This window comes from Enterobacter cloacae complex sp. P43RS, from assembly GCF_014930585.1.
In the GTDB taxonomy this organism is placed as follows: domain Bacteria; phylum Pseudomonadota; class Gammaproteobacteria; order Enterobacterales; family Enterobacteriaceae; genus Enterobacter; species Enterobacter bugandensis.
In genome coordinates, this window is sequence record NZ_JADBRJ010000001.1 from 220,366 (window position 1) to 236,794 (window position 16,429).

Here is a 16,429-nt window from a genome sequence, read left to right on the forward strand (position 1 = left end):
ATGTTCTGTCAAGGGTTTATCAAGAGAGGATATTTTTATTACCGGACGGCTGCCAGGGTAACAAAATACGCACAGCAAGGCCGCCCGTTTCCGGTAATGAGGCCTCGATCGTGCCCCCATGTGCCTGACAAATCGCCCGGGCGATAGACAAACCGAGGCCGCTGCCGCCGGAATGCCGCGCGCGGGACTGCTCCTCACGGCTAAAGCGCTTAAACATGTCCGGTAAGAACTGGGGGGATACGCCCGGTCCGTCATCGTGAAATTCAATGGCGTAATGCCCGCTGGCGTAGTGCAGCGCCACCTCAAGATGGCCGCCTTCGCGCCCGTAGCGTAGTGCATTTTCCATAAGGATAGTAAATACCTGCCCCATGCGGAACGCATCGCCTCTGAACGGGAACGTACGCGGGTTACGCAGCGTAATCGTAAAATGATGCGCTTCGGCCTGCGGCATGATCCAGGCCGCCCGCTCCTGAATAAGCTCATCCAGAGAAAAGGTCTGCTCTTCCAGCACCAGATTTCCCGCGTCCGCTAACGAGAGAAGGTGAAGCTCATCGGTCAGGCGATTAAGATGCTGAAGCTGTTTCATCACCATTCCCAGCTGCACCGGGCTGGCATCAAACACACCGTCCAACATGCCCTGCAGACGACCAATGGCGGCCGTCAGGGGCGAGCGCAGCTCGTGCGCCATCGCGACGTGCGAGGCGCGGAGCTCTTTTTCATAGCGGGCGAGTTGCCCCGTCATGGAGTTAAAGTCGTTTGCAAAGCTGACCATTTCCGCTGGCGCATCCTTGACCAGTTCAGCCTGACGGCCAAACTGCCCGTCGGCGACATCTTTGGCGGCATCGCGAAGACGGCTGAACTGCAGCGCCAGCGGTCGGGCGTGTTTTAACCCCATCACCACAATAAACGGGATCATCACCAGCACCAGCAGGGCCACCGTAACCCAGTCCGCAGAGGCGATGGATGGCGTGGAATAACTCAGCCCCCACCAGGTATCCACAATGCTGTGGAAGCGGGCCGGATCGGCCTGTGGGTTCTGGCTGAGCGTCAGAAATTCCTGCCGGACCGCCGCTGGCATTCTGCCCATTATCCAGTAGTTCTGTACCGCATAACGTAGCCACATGCAGGTGGCAATGACGATCACGCTGCCGATGGCCAGTGCCAGGATACGCGCGCAAATCCAGCGCCAGAGAGAGGAGTGCCGGTTTTTTATCATGGTTGTCTGAACCTGTATCCCACGCCGCGAACGTTAATCAACACGCCGGAAATACCCGCCGCTTCGAGTTTTTTACGCAGGTTATAAATATGGGTGTCCACCACGCGCTCCAGCGCCTCGCTTTCCGGCAGACAGTGTTCCAGCAGGTACTGACGGGAAAAGGGGCGTGCGGGAGAACGCAGCAGCGTTGCCAGAAGCGAGAATTCCGTTGGCGTAAGATCGAGCATCACGGGCGCGTCGCCGCCGTTATCCACGCTCGCCACAATGGCGGCCACATCCACCTCCAGCGTTTGCCAGCGAAGGATCTCGTCGTCTGTCTCTTTTTTACTGCTGCGTCGCAGCACCGCCTGTACGCGAGCCACGACTTCTCCCGGATGATAGGGTTTCACAACATAATCATCGGCACCGTACCGCAGGGCACCAATGCGATCGGGGGTGTCGCCCATGGCGGTGACCATGATCACCGGTACATCGCTTTTACGACGCAGTCCGGCCAGCACTTCGGTGCCGTTAAGCCCGGGCAGCATCACGTCCAGCAGGATGAGGTCGGGTTTCCACCGCTGCGCCATATCCAGCCCGGAAAGACCGTCTCCGGTAATGGTGACATCGTAATTTTCACGACGTAAATAGGCTTCAAGCACGCCAGCCGCATCGGCGTCATCTTCAATAATCAGCACTCTTCTGGACAACATCCGTTCACCTTGACCGTTTCTTAACACTATCCCGACGATTCATTGATTTAGCCAAACCATACTGCGCCAACATTGTGTGGCAGACCCTGAATCAGCAGACGCCAGCGTCTGCGTGGAGAACAGTATGATAGCGATAAAAAAAGGCCTGTATATGACCGTTCCGCTTCTGATGGCCGTTGCCTCAGGTGTGCAGGCGGATGATGACGCCGCTTCCGGCTCTTTAACCGTCGGGCTGGGCGGTCACTATGCCCCCCGTTATTCAGGCTCAGACAAGCAGGTGTGGCAGGTGGTTCCTGTGCTGCAGGGGCGCAAGGGTGCTTTCTTTATTGATGCACAAAAAGGAGTGGGATATGACCTGCAAAACGACAGCGGTTGGTACCTGGAACATACGCTGGGTTACGACCTCGGGAGGGCAGAGAAAAATTCTGGCTGGCGTGAGGGCGCAAACAATCTGAAGGGGATGGGGGACATTGATGCCACCCTGAATACCGGCCTGGCCGTCGGCTGGCAGGCTGCGTCCTGGCTAAGCGTTGAGGGTAAGGCGACGCTACCGTTAACGGACAGCCAGGGCGTAAGTTATCAGGCGTCCGTTACGTTGATGCCCCTACAAAACAGCGAGGACACGATCGCCCTTCAGTCTGCGGCTCTGTTTGGCGACAGCCGTTATCTGAATACCTGGTATGGGGTCAGCGAGCAGCAGAGCCGCCGCACCGGCTATCGCCGCTATTCAGCGCCGGGGGGATTTTATGGCGTCGACACCAGCCTGACCTGGAGCCATCAGTTCGATGCTCACTGGGGAACGGTCCTGAGCGCGGACTATACCTGGCTTGGCGACCATGCGAATGAAAGCCCAATAGTGATGCGGCGCAATGAGGGGTCTGCAACCGCCGCTATCACCTGGACATTTTAAAATTGCGGAGCACGAGCGGACGAGAAGATTATTTCTTCTTATCCATCATCGCTTTTAAATCGGCAAACGGGTTAAACGTGGCGACGCCCACGTCTTTTTGCGCGTCTTCACCGGCGACCACGGTGGTGCCGTACTGATCCGCTTCGGTGTATTTCGAATGCTCGTGATCGTGGCAAAACAGGCACAACAGCTCCCAGTTGCTGCCATCTTCCGGGTTGTTAGTATGGTCATGATCGATATGGTGAACCGTCAATTCACGCAGGTTGGAATAGACGAACTCCCGCGAGCAGCGTCCGCAGACCCAGGGATAGATTTTTAATGCTTTCTCGCGATAGCCGCTTTCCAGTCGCGCGTAGTTTTTAGGGATCAGAGCCATTGCCGGTTTTACCTGCCATGAAAAAAGTGGGGGATATTATATCCATTATGGAGCGGAATGACGAACCCCGCTATTCCGTCAATTTATTTGATGCTTTCCGTTAAATAAACGGCATTTATTCTTACCGGGTAATGCGTAAAGTGGACAGAACGCAACGCATTATCAGGACACAGGGTTATGAAAAAGATCGGTTTTTTATCGTTTGGTCACTGGACGCCTTCTCCGCAGTCCGGAACGCGCTCGGCGGCAGACACGCTGCTGCAGTCCATCGACCTGGCCGTGGCCGCTGAAGAGCTGGGCGCGGACGGCGCCTATTTCCGCGTGCACCACTTCGCCCGTCAGCTTAGCTCGCCGTTCCCTCTGCTGGCGGCAATAGGCGCGAAAACGAAAACCATTGAAATCGGTACGGGCGTGATTGATATGCGCTATGAAAACCCGATGTATATGGCCGAGGATGCGGGCGCGGCAGATCTGATCTCCGGCGGCCGTTTGCAGCTTGGCATCAGCCGCGGCTCCCCGGAGCAGGTCATTGATGGATGGCGTCATTTCGGCTATGTCCCGCAGGAAGGAGAAAACGAAGCGGACATGGCGCGCCGTCATACCGAGGTGCTGCTTGAGGTGCTGCGCGGCGAAGGGTTTGCAAAGCCGAATCCACAGCCGATGTTCCCCAATCCGCCTGGGCTGCTGCGCCTGGAACCGTATTCTGAAGGGCTGCGGGAGCGTATCTGGTGGGGCGCCGGTTCGAATGCGACGGCGGTATGGGCCGCGAAGCTCGGAATGAACCTGCAAAGCTCAACCCTGAAAGACGATGAAACCGGTGAGCCGTTCCATATTCAGCAGGCAAAACAGATCCGCGCGTACCGTCAGGCGTGGAAAGAGGCAGGGCATACGCGGCAGCCACGCGTCTCGGTCAGCCGCAGTATTTTTGCCCTGATGGACGACCGCGACCGGATGTACTTCGGCGCCAGCCGCAACGACAGCGATAGCGTGGGGTATCTTGATGAAAAAACGCGCGCGATCTTCGGGCGCAGCTATGCCGCGGAGCCTGACAGGCTGATTGAACAGCTGAAGAAGGACGAGGCGATTGCCGAGGCTGATACGTTATTACTGACCGTACCGAACCAGCTCGGTGTGGATTACAATGCGCACGTGATTGAGTCCATTCTCAAACATGTCGCACCGGCAATGGGCTGGCGCGATTAAGTATTCCGCCGTCAGCCGTGAGATCGTAATGGAAAATCTGGCCCTCTGGTATCGCCGTTTTGGCGAGCCAGAATCTGTTCTGCAACCTGAAACTGCGCCGCCGGGCGCGCTTGCGCCGGGATACCTCCGCGTGCAAATGCTGTATGCGCCGGTGAACGCGTCCGATCTCATTCCCATTACCGGCGCTTACCGCCACAGAACCCCGCTGCCCGCCGTCGCGGGGTATGAAGGCGTCGGCGTTGTCATTCAGGCGCCCGCGTCTTTTGCGCATCTGCCGGGTAAACGCGTTCTGCCGCTGCGCGGGCAGGGCACCTGGCAGCGCTATGCGGATTGCCCGGCAGAGTATGCGATACCCGTGCCGGATGATGTCGATTCACGCCTGGCCGCGCGGGCCTATATCAACCCGCTGGCGGCGCAGATGATGTTGAGCCACTATCCACCGCGGGGAAAGCGGGTGCTGCTCACGGCCGCCGGTTCGGATTGCGCTATTCTGCTCGGGCAGTGGGCGCGTCTGGCGGGGGCAGAGGCGGTGTACGGTATTCATCGTTCGCCCGTTCACGCTGAACGGCTGGCGGCGATGGGGATCGTTCCTGTCGCACAGCATGACATGCAGCGGATTCTCTCCGTTGCCGCGTGTGCCGACGTCGTTTACGATGCAACCGGCGGGGCGCTGGCGGAAGCGATCCTGAGCGTGCTGCCGGAGCAGGGCATATTTGTCTGCTACGGGCTGCTCTCCGGGCAGACCTTCCGCCAGCAGCGGCCCCTGCCGCGCGTGGCGTGGTTCCATATTCGTAACTATCTGGATGGGCTCAGCGCAGAGGCGTGGCGCGCGGAGTTCGATCAAATCTGGCCCCGGATGCGCGCCAGTGAATACAGCCCCGGAACGGTGTACCCTCTGACGGACTGGCAGAGGGCGCTCAGGGCATACCGTGAAGGAGGAAGGGCAAGCAAGCCCCTCATGTCGATGGCGGAATGACGGCTATTGATGGCTCATATCGCTCAGCAGCACGGCGATGCTTTGCCCGCCCGCCGTCTGTTCCAGACCAATCTTCACGATGATGGTCAGCGGAACGGAGAGCAGCATGCCTACGGGACCGAGCAGCCAGCCCCAGAAAATCAGGGACAAAAAGACGACCAGCGTCGAAAGCCCCAGCCCACGCCCCATCATTCGTGGTTCAAGAATATTCCCGAATACCAGGTTAATCGCCAGATAGCCGGCCAGCAGAATCAGTGCATCATAAAATCCACTGAATACCAGCACCTGAAGAATAGGGGGGATTGCCGCCAGCACGGAGCCGATGTTAGGAATGTAATTGAGCGCAAATGCCAGTAACCCCCAGACGAACGCAAAGCGGACGTCCAGCGCCACCAGCATTCCCCAGACCACCACCCCGGTGACCAGGCTGATGACGGTTTTCAGTACCAGATAGCGTGAAACGCTGTCCAGCGCGCGCTGAATAGCGCCCATTCCTTCAACCGGACGAACCATGATTTGCTGTAACTTTGCGGGCAGCTGTGGCACCTCCAGCAGCATGAACACCACCGTTAAAAACAGCAGGAAAATGGAGGTCATGGCATTGGAAAGCTGCGTCAGCAGGCCTGTGACGATGGTCATGGCCGCATTAGGGTCGATATATTTAAGAAGCTCCTCAACCGAGACTTCTATTCCCGCGCGCTGAAGCCAGGGCTCAAGCTGCAGCAGCGGTATCGCCAGCGAGGAACGGTATTTCGGCAGCGTTCGCGCCAGTTCGTTCAGCGAGGTACCCAGATACGCAACCAGTAACACCATGGCGAAAATAATGACGCTAATTAGCAGAGTAATTGCCAGCACGCGCGGGATGCGCAGCCGCGTCATGCGCCGGACCAGTGGGTTAAGGATCACCGCAACAAACAGGGCCAGAATAAAGGGCACAATGATGTCGGCGGCAAAACGAACGCCAGTGAGTATGATCACCAGCATGCCCAGCATGATGACAATTTTTAACCCGTTGAGGGTAATAATGGGTTTAGCCATGGTGACTCCAAAAAACGCTTTTTATTTATAATAGAGGGTAAACGTCCTGCAATAAACTAACCAAAATCAAACGGGATGGGTAAAGAATTGAAAAGACTTTGAGTAAAATCTTCAGTTATGGTACAAATTTGGCGTGTTCAACTACCGAGGACAATTTTCATCCGCAAAGACGAGAAGCAACAACGCGGATAATTGTAATTTTATGGACAATTTGTTCAGGACCTATTCTTCAAACAACGCTGCTCTATTTTCTACCTCCTTCTGCCTGATTGCTGGTGAGCAACACTGGCGCACCGCACTATAGTCACCTCTTCTGCCTGAGCTGGCGCTACGCGCTTAGCTGTCTGATTTAATTTCATATTTTTTTGGTTTGCTGCATGCAGCGGGCCACGATGGATTATATTCTCAAGCAGGAGAAAAACATGTTTTACTGGATCTTATTAGCCCTGGCTATCCTCGCTGAAATTACCGGCACGCTGTCAATGAAATGGGCAAGCGTCAGCGAGGGCAATACCGGTTTTATTTTAATGCTGGTGATGATATCCCTTTCCTATATTTTCCTCTCATTTGCGGTGAAGAAAATTGCGCTGGGTGTGGCCTATGCGCTGTGGGAAGGGATCGGTATTTTATTGATTACGCTGTTCAGCGTTCTGATATTCGACGAAACATTAACAACAATGAAGGTCGCCGGGTTAACGACGCTGGTCGCGGGTATCGTGCTGATTAAATCAGGTACCCGTAAACCGACAAAACAGCAGAAGGAGCAGAACCATGCAACAGTTTGAATGGGTTCACGCGGCCTGGCTGGGCTTCGCCATCGTACTGGAAATTCTGGCGAACGTTCTGCTGAAATTCTCTGACGGTTTTCGCCGTAAGGTTTATGGCCTGATGTCGATTGCCGCAGTGCTGGGGGCATTTAGCGCCCTGTCACAGGCGGTCAAAGGTATCGATCTGTCTGTGGCCTATGCGCTGTGGGGCGGTTTTGGTATCGCCGCCACCCTGGCCGCAGGGTGGGTGCTTTTCGGGCAGCGTTTAAATAATAAAGGCTGGATAGGGCTGATCTTGCTGCTGGCGGGCATGATCATGATAAAACTCGCCTGATCAATCGGTCACGCTGATCCACAGACGGCCGCGCTGGCTTACTCTTTAGCCAGCGCTTCCAGCTTATCGCGAAAACCGGTGACGGATAAGGCCCGGTTATCGGCTCGCCAGCGGTCTTTCGCCGCCGGGGCGGAGCTTTGAACCCCAATCAACTGCCAGCCGTTATCGGTTTTCAGCATCAGCGGTGAACCGCTGTCGCCCGGCAACGTATCGCACTGATGGGAAAGCACGCTGGTCTGCGCCCAGCCCGTCACGATACAGTCCGTGTGGGTGTAAAGCGCATCCAGATGATCGACCGGGTAGCCTGACTGCGTTACCTTGCGGTCGGCAGCTTTCAGCGCGGCGGTGAGCGCCGCTTTATCGCCGTCAAATAACGGCAGCGGCGTAATGCCCGAAGGCGGGTAGCGCAAAATAATCAGGCCAAAATCCCACGAGGCTGCCGCGGGCGGCACAATCCAGCCGTCTCCATCCGGTTTAAGACGTTTCCCAAGAGAAGCATCAACCCGACCTTCAATGCCGTGGATTTCATAGCGCCAGATCCCTTTTTGCGACACAAATCGTAAGACAACCGCTTTGTCTGGCTTACCGTTGGGTGGCGTCAACAGGCAGTGGCCCGCCGTCAGCGCTAATTGCGGGGTGATTAACGTCGCGGTACACAGGTTGCCGCTGGCGGTTTCCAGTTGGCCTATAGCGTCCCAGGGAGCCTGGGTAGGATCGGTGACGCGAGTACGATCGTCATGACCGAAAAAAAGCGTCTTTAGCTCTTTCGCGCTAATGGCGTTATCACCGCCATCATCCGCCTGTGAAAATCCAGAAAAAAGGCCAAACGTTCCCAGCAACAACACAACAGATTTACGCATATCACACTCTGGTGGGGGTAATTATGATTATTAAAAGTGAACCCTATGAAAATACTATAGACGGGACGGCGCTAAAGTGGGAGTAAAATCAGCGTGCTACAGTCAGGAAAGATAAAAGCGGCTTGCGATGAGCGCGCATAAAATAAGCAGGATAAGAATCAGCTCAAACCGATAGCGTCGCAGCATACGCCCTCCGGATAAAAAAAACGGCGCAGAACCTTTTCCGGTTCAGCGCCGGTTTACCAACGTGCCCCGCAGGGCACGGTTAAGCTTGTACGCTTACGCAGCTGGCTGTGCAGCTGGTTTAGCAGCTTCGTGTTTTACTGCTTTTTTGTGATGCTTTTTCGCAGCCTGGGCTTTCTGCTCTACGGCTGGTTTAGCGGCTTTCTTGTGGTGCTTTTTCGCAGCCTGAGCCTTCTGCTCTACGGCTGGTTTAGCGGCTTTTTTGTGGTGCTTTTTCGCAGCCTGCGCTTTTTGCTCTGCAGCCGGTTTAGCGGCTTTGTGGTGTTTCTTGTGATGTACGGTTTTTGCTGGCGCCGCGGTGGTCGTTGCAGCAGGCGCCGCAGCAGCTGGTGCAGCAGTGGTTTCAGCAGCAAACGCAGCAGAAGACAGACCCATAGCAGCGGCAACAACCAGAGCTAATACTTTTTTCATGTTCATACCCTCGAATTTGGTTTTTCATTTAACCCCACTGCGGGGCCGTTGAAATAACTATATCCCTGTAAATTCGGGGTTTCCGTGAGTGATTGGTATCGGCGTGTAACCATATGTACAAGGCCGGGGAAGAACCCCGGCCTTATCATTACAGGTAGCGTGAGGTCAGGTGTTCGCGGAAGTAGCGGATATTCAGATCTTCCCCCGTCGCCTGGGTGATTAACTGCGACGTGCTAAAGCGGCTACCGTGCTGCCAGATGTTCTGACGCAGCCACTCAAAGAGGGCGGAAAAATCCCCTTCAGCGATGGAGGACGCCAGTCCCGGAAGCGCGGTCTTTGCAGCATGGAACAGCTGCGCGGCATACATCGCGCCCAGCGTGTACGACGGGAAGTAACCAAACCCGCCGTCGGTCCAGTGGATATCCTGCATGCAGCCGTTGCGGTAGTTATCTTTGGTGGATAATCCGAGCCAGGCCTGCATTTTCTCATCCCACAGGGCGGGGATATCGTCCACCTCAATCTCGCCGTTGATCAGCGCGCGCTCAATCTCATAGCGCAGCACCACGTGTGCCGGGTAGCTCACTTCGTCGGCATCGACGCGGATATAGCCAGGCTTCACGCGCTGGTTCCAGGCGATAAAGTTCTCTTCGCTAAACGCCGCCTGACTGCCAAAGCGGGCGTGAACGGCAGGGAGGAGGTGCTTAAGAAAGGCTTCGCTGCGTCCCAACTGCATCTCAAAGAACAGGCTCTGGGATTCATGGATCGCGGTTGAGCGTGCCAGGGCAATAGGCTGGCCTGCCCACGCGCGCGGCAGGTTTTGTTCGTAGCGCGCGTGTCCGGTTTCGTGGATCACGCCAAACAGCGCGCTGAGCAGCTCGTCCTCATCATAGCGCGTGGTGATGCGCACATCTTCCGGTACGCCGCCGCAGAACGGGTGCGCACTTACGTCGAGGCGACCGCCGTTAAAATCGAAGCCGAGCATCTTCATGGCTTCCAGACCCAGTTCGCGCTGGGTTGCCGTCGGGAAGGGGCCCTGCGGCGGAACGAACGACCGCTGAGCCTGTTTCTCCACCGCGCTTGCCAGCAGGTCCGGCAGCCAGGTTTTCATATCACCAAACAGCACGTCCAGGCGCGCGCTGGTCATGTCCGGTTCAAAAATATCCAGCAGCGCGTCGTACGGCGTACAGCCTTTGGCTTCTGCGCGCAGGCGGGCTTCTTCACGGCTGAGTTTCACCACTTCTTTCAGGTTGGCGGAAAAGCCCTGCCAGTCGTTCGCGGGACGCTGCGTACGCCAGGCGTGCTCGCACCTGCTGCCCGCGAGAGATTTGGCTTCCACCAGCGATTCCGGCAGCAGGGTAGCCTGCTGATACTGTCGCGTCATTTCACGCAGGTTGGCCTGTTCGACGTCATTCAGATCTTCCCCTGCTGCGGCCGCTAACAGGTCGCCGACTTTTTTATCGGTCAGGATCTGATGTTGCAGGACGCTCATCTCTGCCAGCGCTTCACCGCGCGCGGCGCTGCCGCCGGGCGGCATCATGGTGAACATGTCCCAGCTGGCGATGGAGGAGAGATGCGAGAAGCGGGAGAGGCGCTGGAAGGTTTTCACAAGTGACTGATAGGCGGATGTTTTTTGCAATTCTTATTTCCTCATGCCAGGGATGTGTTTCAGGGAGCATACAATGAAACCGAGCAAATTCCCCAACATTTCCCACACGGAGGAAATCTATGCCGATCTCCTCCGTTGAAACCGTCTCCGGAATGCCGGGAGACGGTTTTCGGTGGGCACTCAGGACTTATCGCGCATAACCTGTTGCAGGATCGCCAGCGCCTGGTTGAACTGGGCATCCGGAATGGTCAGCGGATAAAGGAAGCGGATCACGTTGCCGTACTGGCCGCAGATCAATAACAGCAGGCCCTGGGCGAGCGCCTTTTGCTGGATCGCCTGCGCGATGGCGGCCGAAGGCTCACGGCTCTCGGGATCAAAAAACTCCGCCGCAATCATCGATCCTCTTCCCCTTATCGCCACGAGCGCAGGGAAGGTGCCCTGAATCTCCTCCAGCGTGGCTTTCAGTCGATCCCCCAGATGGCAGGCGCGGGCGCACAGTGACTCGTTGTCGATAATATTCAGCACCGCGTGCGCGGCGGCCACCGCAAGCGGGTTGCCTGCATAGGTCCCCCCCAGACCGCCGGGCGCCGGCGCGTCCATGATTTCGGCGCGACCCACCACGCCAGACAGCGGCATTCCGCCTGCCAGGCTTTTCGCCATCGTCATCAGGTCGGGCTTGTCCACGTAGTGTTCCATGGCAAACAGTTTACCCGTACGGGCGAAGCCGCTCTGCACTTCGTCGGCAATCATCACGATCCCGTGCTCATCACAGATTCGGCGGATGGCGGCCACCAGCTCTGGCGGGGCGACGTTGAATCCGCCTTCACCCTGAATGGGTTCAAAAATAATCGCCGCCACCTGTTTCGCCTCAATATCCGCTTTGAACAGGCGTTCTATCGCCGTGATGGCATCCTGCGTCGTGATGCCGTGCAGCTCTGAGGGATACGGCACGTGATAAACCGACCCCGGGAAGGGGCCAAATCCCAGCTTATAAGGCGCGACCTTGCCGGTTAAGGCCATGGTCATATAGGTTCGGCCGTGGAAGCCTCCGCCGAAGGCAATCACGCCCGGTCTGCCGGTGTGGGCCCGGGCGATTTTAATGGCGTTTTCCACCGCTTCCGCGCCCGTGGTGAAGAACGCCGTTTTGGCCGGGCTCTGGACCGGGGCCAGCTCGTTAAGTTTCTCGGCTAATGAAACATAGCTTTCATACGGCACAATCTGGTAGGCCGTGTGGGTGAACTGGTGAAGCTGTTTTTCCACTGCGGCCACCAGTTCAGGATGACGATGGCCGGTATTCAGCACTGCGATCCCGGCGGCGAAATCAATATAGTCGTTGCCTTCCACGTCGGTAAGCGTGGCATTCTCCGCCGTGCGGGCAAAGAAATTACACATTACGCCTACGCCGCGCGGGGTGGCAGAAAGTCTGCGCTGATGAAATTCCTGGTTACTCATGTCAGATACCCTTTTGTCGAAACGATCATACGCCAAGACGATCGCGCAGGCTGTAATACGCCGCGCCCATCGCCGTGAATGGAATCCGCAGGCTGCGGCCGCCCGGGAAGGGGTAGTGCGGGAGGTTGGCAAACGCATCAAAGCGCTCAGCGTCACCGCGCAACAGTTCCGAGATCAGCCGCCCGGCCAGGTGGGTGCAGGTCACGCCGTGGCCGCTATAGCCCTGCATGTAATAGATGTTCTTGTCCAGACGGCCAAACTGCGGCATACGGGACAGGGTCAGCAGGAAGTTGCCCGTCCAGCGGTAGTCGATTTTGACGCCTGCCAGCTGAGGGAAGGTTTTGAGCAGCTTTGGCATCACCAGGCGCTCGACATCGTCCGGATCGCGCGCGCCATAGACGACGCCACCGCCGTACAGCAGGCGGTTGTCGGCGGTGAGGCGGTAGTAATCCAGCAGATAATTGCAATCTTCCACGCAGTAGTTATTGGGGATCAGCGTGCGGGCGACCTCTTCCGACAGCGGGGCGGTGGTCACCACCTGGGTGCCGCAGGGCATGCTGCGTTTTGCCAGCTCCGGTTCTATCTTATCGCCCAGATAGGCATTCCCGGCGACGATCACGTAGCGGGCCGTGACCTGGCCATGCTGCGTGCTTACTACTGCCGGGCTGGTGTGCTGAATGGCGGTCACCGGAGACTGTTCATATACACGCCCACCGTTCAGGCGAATGGCGTCCGCTTCGCCGATCGCCAGGTTCAGCGGATGAATGTGCCCCCCGCTGCGGTCCAGCAGCGCACCGGTATAGCGGTCGCTGTCGACTTCCCGGCGGATGGCGCTGGCGTCCAGCAACTCCAGCTGCGTGTTGCCGTAGCGTTCCCAGTTGGACTTTTGCTCCTCCAGCGTCTCCAGTTGCTTATGATTTAGCGCCACAAACAGCCCGCCGGGACGATAGTCGCACTGGATCTGATAGCGCTGGATACGCTCCCGAATAATTTCCCCGCCTTCAAACATCATGCTCCCGAGCACTTTGGCGGCATCGGGCCCGTAGTTTTTCTCGATCACGTCGATATCGCGGCTGTAGGAGTTAACCAGCTGGCCGCCGTTGCGTCCGCTGGCGCCGAAGCCGATGCGCGCACCTTCAAGGAGCACTACGTCGTAGCCCATTTCAGAAAGATGCAGCGCGGAGGAGAGGCCGGTATAGCCGCCGCCCACCACGCACACGTCACAGCTGATCGACTCGTTAAGCGTCGGGAAAGGTTCATAAGCATTCGCGCTGGCCGCGTAGTAGCTGGTGGTATGTTCGGTCATGATTGAGGCTCCAGGGCAATCCAGATGGTTTTCAGTTCGGTAAATTTTTCCAGCGCGTGCAGGGACTTATCGCGACCGTTGCCGCTCTGCTTATAGCCGCCAAAGGGGACGGTCATGTCACCGTCGTTGTAGTTATTGACGAAGACCGAGCCGGCTTTCAGGCGGCGGCTCATGCGGTGCGCCCGGGAGAGATCGCGGGTCCATACCGCCGCGCCAAGCCCGTATTCACTGTCGTTGGCCAGCGTTAAGGCTTCCTCTTCGGTTTTAAAACGGGTGACAACCAGCACCGGCCCGAAAATCTCTTCCCGGCACAGCGGGGAGGCAGGGTCGATGTCGACAAAAATGGTGGGACCGACTGCGGAAGGCCATGATTGTTCCCGCCCGTCCAGCAGCAGCGTACCTTTCCGGGTTCCCTCGCGAATAAACGTGTGGACGGTATCGGCGTGCGCAGCGTCGATGAGCATGCCCATCGTGCTGTCCGGGTCGAGCGGATCGCCCGGCTGCCAGTGACGGGCCTGCGCTTTCAGCCTTGCCAGGAAGTCATCGGCGATGCTGTCTTCGAGCAGCAGGCGGGTACCGGCGATACAGACTTGCCCCTGGTTGTAAAAAATCCCGGCGGCGGTCGCGCTCACGGCCTTGTCCATGTCCGGACAGTCGGCAAAGATAATGTTGGCGCTCTTGCCGCCTGCCTCCAGCCAGACGCGCTTCATGTTGCTTTCTCCCGCGTCCTTCAACAACTGCTTGCCGGTACGGGTAGAGCCGGTAAACGTCAGCACTTCGACCTCAGGATGCAGTGCCAGCGCCTGGCCCGCTTCGTGGCCGTAACCGCTTATCACATTCAGCACGCCGTCCGGCAGGCCCGCCTCCTTCGCCAGCCCGGCCAGTCGCAGGGCGGTGAGCGGTGATTTCTCCGACGGTTTTAATACCACGCTATTGCCCGTGATCAGCGCCGGGCCCAGCTTCCAGCAGGCCAGCAGCAGCGGGAAGTTCCAGGGGACGATGGCCGCGACAACCCCGATCGGCTCGCGCACGATCATCGCCAGCTCGCCCGGACCCGTAGGCGCCACTTCGCCGTAGACTTTATCCGCCGCTTCGGCGTACCAGCGAATGGCGCGAGCCGCGCCGGGAATATCGTCGCGCAGGCTGTGGCGGATGGGTTTACCGGTGTCCAGCGTTTCCAGTAAGGCCAGCTCTTCGCCGTGGCGCTCCATCAAATCGGCGAGCTTATTCAGCACGGCCTTGCGCTGCGCCGGAGACGCCTGTGACCAGTCACCGCGCTCAAATACCTCACGCGCGGCCTGAACCGCGCGGTTCACGTCCGCCTGCTTGCCCCGGGCCACGTTCGCCAGCGTCTGTTGGGTAGCGGGATTGACGGTTTCAAATGTGGCATTATCGGCGGCGTCACAATAGGCACCGTTAATAAATAACCGGGTCTCAATGGCGCTGTTTTTTGCTTTATCCTGCCAGTAAGTCAGGTGCTGAAAATGCATATTCACTCCTTTCTTTCGCAATCAGATAAATAAAGGCATGGCCGTTTCAGGCAATACGAAGCCGTGGGGCATCCCGGGAATTAACCCGTTGAATGCCGACATTGATCGTTTTTATTTGTCCCGGCGTAAGCGCGCTTACGCCGGGACTGAGTGGTAATTAGAACGTGGTGGGGGTGTGGGCACTGATAATGCGGCAGATGCCTGCCGAGGTATTGCTGAAGCTGTGCGGTATGCCGGTATTGATGGCATAGCTCTGCCCTGCAACCAGGTGATAAGGCTGGCCATTAATGGTCAGCACTATTTCACCTTCCAGTATCGTACCGATCTCCTCACCCTGATGTTTGATCCTCTCTCCGGTCGTGGTTCCAGGCTGGTAAGTTTCAAAAATCATCGCCAGCGTACGGTTCGGATTTCCGTTATGAACCAGCTTCATCGAAACCCCCTGACTGCCTATTTCGATAAGGTCTTCCTGATTAATAACCACCTGCGGTTCATCAGGTTTTTCCGGTTCCGAAAAGAATTCCGAGAGCGACAGCCCATAGACTTTCAGCAGCTTTTGCAGCGTACTGATGGCAGGACTCACTTTGTCCTGCTCAATGGTGCTGATGGCACTGTGTGTTAACCCAGACAGTTCGGCGGCACGCCGCTGCGAGAGACCCAATTGCTGGCGGATCTCAGACAGACGTTTCCCTGGCGCCAGTCCGTCATCGCTCATAGTTGCATTTCCTTTACGGTAGTGGTCAAAGCCGTTGCTTCTCGGCAATGTGGCTTTGACAGGCGGTGATAAAACCATCAAACAACATACGTGAGAGGGCGTACTCGCTGCTGTTCCATTCGGGGTGCCATTGCACGCCGAGGGCAAAAGGGTGGTCATGAACGCTGACCGCTTCGACCAGCCCATCCGTCGAACGGGCCTCCACGCGAAGCCGTGGTCCTAACGTTCGTGCACCTTGCCCGTGTAACGAGTTTACCCAAAATGTGTTACAGCCTGGTATTAATTGAGACAGCAGTCCTCCCTCCTGAACCTGAACCTCATGAGAAGGGGCGTATTGTAGCTCAACCGGCAGTTCAGGATCTTCCCGGTGTTCAAGCAGGTCGTTCTGCTCGAACAGGCGGCGATACAGCGTTCCTCCCGTCGCAACAACCAGTTCCTGCAGCCCCCGGCAGATGGCGAAAATGGGGATGCGCCTTTCGAGCGCGGCGGCAATCAGCGCCATACTCAGAAGATCTCGCCCGGGATCGGCGTCAGGCTCATCGCCGTTTTCACCATAAAGGTGCGGCTGCACGTTACTTGGGCTGCCCGGCAGGTAAATCCCGTCCAGGGTTGGCAGCAGAGCGGTAAGTAGCTCTGGCTCTGCCAGCGCATGGGGTAAGGCAATCGGTAAGCCCCCCGCGTTAATAATGGCATTCAGGTACTTTTCTTGCAGGGTCTGGGTCTCATGACCCTTAAGCCTGTTTCTGCACATCACTACGCCAATAACTGGCTTGTTCATTATATTTTCCATGATCGCCCTCACAAAGTGGACTAAATTTAGGCCATTCTCGCCTG

Annotated in this window: 18 protein-coding genes; 5 read left to right on the plus strand and 13 right to left on the minus strand. The window is 57.2% G+C overall.

Annotation, left to right across the window (positions count from 1 at the left end; translation table 11 throughout):
- Positions 1-19: 19 nt before the first annotated feature.
- Positions 20-1,216: a cell wall metabolism sensor histidine kinase WalK gene (locus tag IM294_RS01110; protein WP_126817410.1), complete on the minus strand. Its 1,197-nt coding sequence runs from the start codon at positions 1,214-1,216 to the stop codon at positions 20-22.
- Positions 1,213-1,908 (minus strand): response regulator, encoded by a 696-nt coding sequence (locus IM294_RS01115; protein ID WP_028012960.1) that lies wholly within the window; start codon positions 1,906-1,908, stop codon positions 1,213-1,215. Before IM294_RS01115 ends, IM294_RS01110 begins: the two co-directional genes overlap by 4 nt.
- A 124-nt stretch (positions 1,909-2,032) precedes the next feature.
- On the opposite strand from IM294_RS01115, the gene IM294_RS01120 reads away from it, so the two are divergent.
- A complete protein-coding gene (locus IM294_RS01120) occupies positions 2,033-2,818 on the plus strand; it encodes a MipA/OmpV family protein (protein ID WP_126817408.1) in 786 nt (261 codons plus the stop codon).
- A gap of 28 nt (positions 2,819-2,846) precedes the next feature.
- On the opposite strand, the gene yajD is transcribed toward IM294_RS01120, so the two are convergent.
- A complete protein-coding gene (gene yajD, locus IM294_RS01125) occupies positions 2,847-3,194 on the minus strand; it encodes an HNH nuclease YajD (protein WP_003857471.1) in 348 nt (115 codons plus the stop codon).
- 177 nt (positions 3,195-3,371) lie between these two features.
- On the opposite strand from yajD, the gene IM294_RS01130 reads away from it, so the two are divergent.
- Both IM294_RS01130 and IM294_RS01135 read left to right on the plus strand, forming a co-directional pair.
- A complete protein-coding gene (locus tag IM294_RS01130) occupies positions 3,372-4,397 on the plus strand; it encodes an LLM class flavin-dependent oxidoreductase (RefSeq protein ID WP_080327265.1) in 1,026 nt (341 codons plus the stop codon).
- A 28-nt stretch (positions 4,398-4,425) separates the two neighbouring features.
- Positions 4,426-5,373 carry a zinc-dependent alcohol dehydrogenase family protein gene (locus IM294_RS01135; RefSeq protein WP_126817406.1) on the plus strand — a complete coding sequence of 316 codons (948 nt, stop codon included), beginning with the start codon at positions 4,426-4,428 and terminating at the stop codon, positions 5,371-5,373.
- Positions 5,374-5,376: 3 nt separating this feature from the next.
- Here IM294_RS01135 and IM294_RS01140 read toward each other — a convergent pair whose 3' ends face one another.
- Positions 5,377-6,411 (minus strand): AI-2E family transporter, encoded by a 1,035-nt coding sequence (locus tag IM294_RS01140; RefSeq protein ID WP_041910260.1) that lies wholly within the window; start codon positions 6,409-6,411, stop codon positions 5,377-5,379.
- A 422-nt stretch (positions 6,412-6,833) separates the two neighbouring features.
- On the opposite strand from IM294_RS01140, the gene mdtJ reads away from it, so the two are divergent.
- On the plus strand, positions 6,834-7,196 hold the full coding sequence (mdtJ, locus tag IM294_RS01145; RefSeq protein ID WP_028012965.1) for a multidrug/spermidine efflux SMR transporter subunit MdtJ: 363 nt from the start codon (positions 6,834-6,836) through the stop codon (positions 7,194-7,196).
- Positions 7,183-7,512: a multidrug/spermidine efflux SMR transporter subunit MdtI gene (mdtI, locus tag IM294_RS01150; protein WP_028012966.1), complete on the plus strand. Its 330-nt coding sequence runs from the start codon at positions 7,183-7,185 to the stop codon at positions 7,510-7,512. Before mdtJ ends, mdtI begins: the two co-directional genes overlap by 14 nt.
- A gap of 38 nt (positions 7,513-7,550) precedes the next feature.
- Here mdtI and IM294_RS01155 read toward each other — a convergent pair whose 3' ends face one another.
- From IM294_RS01155 to puuD, 9 genes are all read right to left on the minus strand, one after another.
- Positions 7,551-8,372 (minus strand): serine protease, encoded by an 822-nt coding sequence (locus IM294_RS01155; RefSeq protein ID WP_028012967.1) that lies wholly within the window; start codon positions 8,370-8,372, stop codon positions 7,551-7,553.
- A 102-nt stretch (positions 8,373-8,474) separates the two neighbouring features.
- A complete protein-coding gene (locus IM294_RS22200; protein ID WP_023617729.1) occupies positions 8,475-8,558 on the minus strand; it encodes a hypothetical protein in 84 nt (27 codons plus the stop codon).
- 93 nt (positions 8,559-8,651) lie between these two features.
- The gene (gene asr, locus IM294_RS01160; protein WP_032642591.1) at positions 8,652-9,026 is read right to left on the minus strand and encodes an acid resistance repetitive basic protein Asr; all 375 of its coding nucleotides are present in this window, start codon (positions 9,024-9,026) and stop codon (positions 8,652-8,654) included.
- A gap of 148 nt (positions 9,027-9,174) precedes the next feature.
- On the minus strand, positions 9,175-10,662 hold the full coding sequence (locus IM294_RS01165; RefSeq protein WP_045261459.1) for a carboxypeptidase M32: 1,488 nt from the start codon (positions 10,660-10,662) through the stop codon (positions 9,175-9,177).
- A 150-nt stretch (positions 10,663-10,812) separates the two neighbouring features.
- Entirely contained in the window at positions 10,813-12,084 is a 1,272-nt protein-coding gene (gene puuE / locus IM294_RS01170; protein WP_048961371.1) for a 4-aminobutyrate transaminase, read from the minus strand.
- Between the two features lie 25 nt (positions 12,085-12,109).
- Positions 12,110-13,390: an FAD-binding oxidoreductase gene (locus IM294_RS01175; RefSeq protein ID WP_069732357.1), complete on the minus strand. Its 1,281-nt coding sequence runs from the start codon at positions 13,388-13,390 to the stop codon at positions 12,110-12,112.
- Positions 13,387-14,880 (minus strand): aldehyde dehydrogenase PuuC, encoded by a 1,494-nt coding sequence (gene puuC, locus IM294_RS01180; RefSeq protein ID WP_126817404.1) that lies wholly within the window; start codon positions 14,878-14,880, stop codon positions 13,387-13,389. The genes IM294_RS01175 and puuC overlap by 4 nt, the downstream gene beginning before the upstream one ends.
- A gap of 157 nt (positions 14,881-15,037) precedes the next feature.
- Positions 15,038-15,595, minus strand: a complete 558-nt coding sequence (puuR, locus tag IM294_RS01185) for an HTH-type transcriptional regulator PuuR (RefSeq protein ID WP_013096835.1) — start codon at positions 15,593-15,595, stop codon at positions 15,038-15,040.
- 25 nt (positions 15,596-15,620) lie between these two features.
- Positions 15,621-16,385 carry a gamma-glutamyl-gamma-aminobutyrate hydrolase gene (puuD, locus tag IM294_RS01190; protein ID WP_028012974.1) on the minus strand — a complete coding sequence of 255 codons (765 nt, stop codon included), beginning with the start codon at positions 16,383-16,385 and terminating at the stop codon, positions 15,621-15,623.
- Between the last annotated feature and the right edge of the window lie 44 nt (positions 16,386-16,429).

Excerpts from the sequence above, each read along its gene's own strand:
- IM294_RS01110 (WP_126817410.1), bottom strand. The coding sequence starts at position 1,216 with ATGATAAAAAACCGGCACTCCTCTCTCTGGCGCTGGATTTGCGCGCGT.
- IM294_RS01115 (WP_028012960.1), bottom strand. The coding sequence starts at position 1,908 with ATGTTGTCCAGAAGAGTGCTGATTATTGAAGATGACGCCGATGCGGCT.
- IM294_RS01120 (WP_126817408.1), top strand. The coding sequence starts at position 2,033 with ATGATAGCGATAAAAAAAGGCCTGTATATGACCGTTCCGCTTCTGATG.
- yajD (WP_003857471.1), bottom strand. The coding sequence starts at position 3,194 with ATGGCTCTGATCCCTAAAAACTACGCGCGACTGGAAAGCGGCTATCGC.
- IM294_RS01130 (WP_080327265.1), top strand. The coding sequence starts at position 3,372 with ATGAAAAAGATCGGTTTTTTATCGTTTGGTCACTGGACGCCTTCTCCG.
- IM294_RS01135 (WP_126817406.1), top strand. The coding sequence starts at position 4,426 with ATGGAAAATCTGGCCCTCTGGTATCGCCGTTTTGGCGAGCCAGAATCT.
- IM294_RS01140 (WP_041910260.1), bottom strand. The coding sequence starts at position 6,411 with ATGGCTAAACCCATTATTACCCTCAACGGGTTAAAAATTGTCATCATG.
- mdtJ (WP_028012965.1), top strand. The coding sequence starts at position 6,834 with ATGTTTTACTGGATCTTATTAGCCCTGGCTATCCTCGCTGAAATTACC.
- mdtI (WP_028012966.1), top strand. The coding sequence starts at position 7,183 with ATGCAACAGTTTGAATGGGTTCACGCGGCCTGGCTGGGCTTCGCCATC.
- IM294_RS01155 (WP_028012967.1), bottom strand. The coding sequence starts at position 8,372 with ATGCGTAAATCTGTTGTGTTGTTGCTGGGAACGTTTGGCCTTTTTTCT.
- IM294_RS22200 (WP_023617729.1), bottom strand. The coding sequence starts at position 8,558 with ATGCTGCGACGCTATCGGTTTGAGCTGATTCTTATCCTGCTTATTTTA.
- asr (WP_032642591.1), bottom strand. The coding sequence starts at position 9,026 with ATGAAAAAAGTATTAGCTCTGGTTGTTGCCGCTGCTATGGGTCTGTCT.
- puuE (WP_048961371.1), bottom strand. The coding sequence starts at position 12,084 with ATGAGTAACCAGGAATTTCATCAGCGCAGACTTTCTGCCACCCCGCGC.
- IM294_RS01175 (WP_069732357.1), bottom strand. The coding sequence starts at position 13,390 with ATGACCGAACATACCACCAGCTACTACGCGGCCAGCGCGAATGCTTAT.
- puuC (WP_126817404.1), bottom strand. The coding sequence starts at position 14,880 with ATGCATTTTCAGCACCTGACTTACTGGCAGGATAAAGCAAAAAACAGC.
- puuR (WP_013096835.1), bottom strand. The coding sequence starts at position 15,595 with ATGAGCGATGACGGACTGGCGCCAGGGAAACGTCTGTCTGAGATCCGC.
- puuD (WP_028012974.1), bottom strand. The coding sequence starts at position 16,385 with ATGGAAAATATAATGAACAAGCCAGTTATTGGCGTAGTGATGTGCAGA.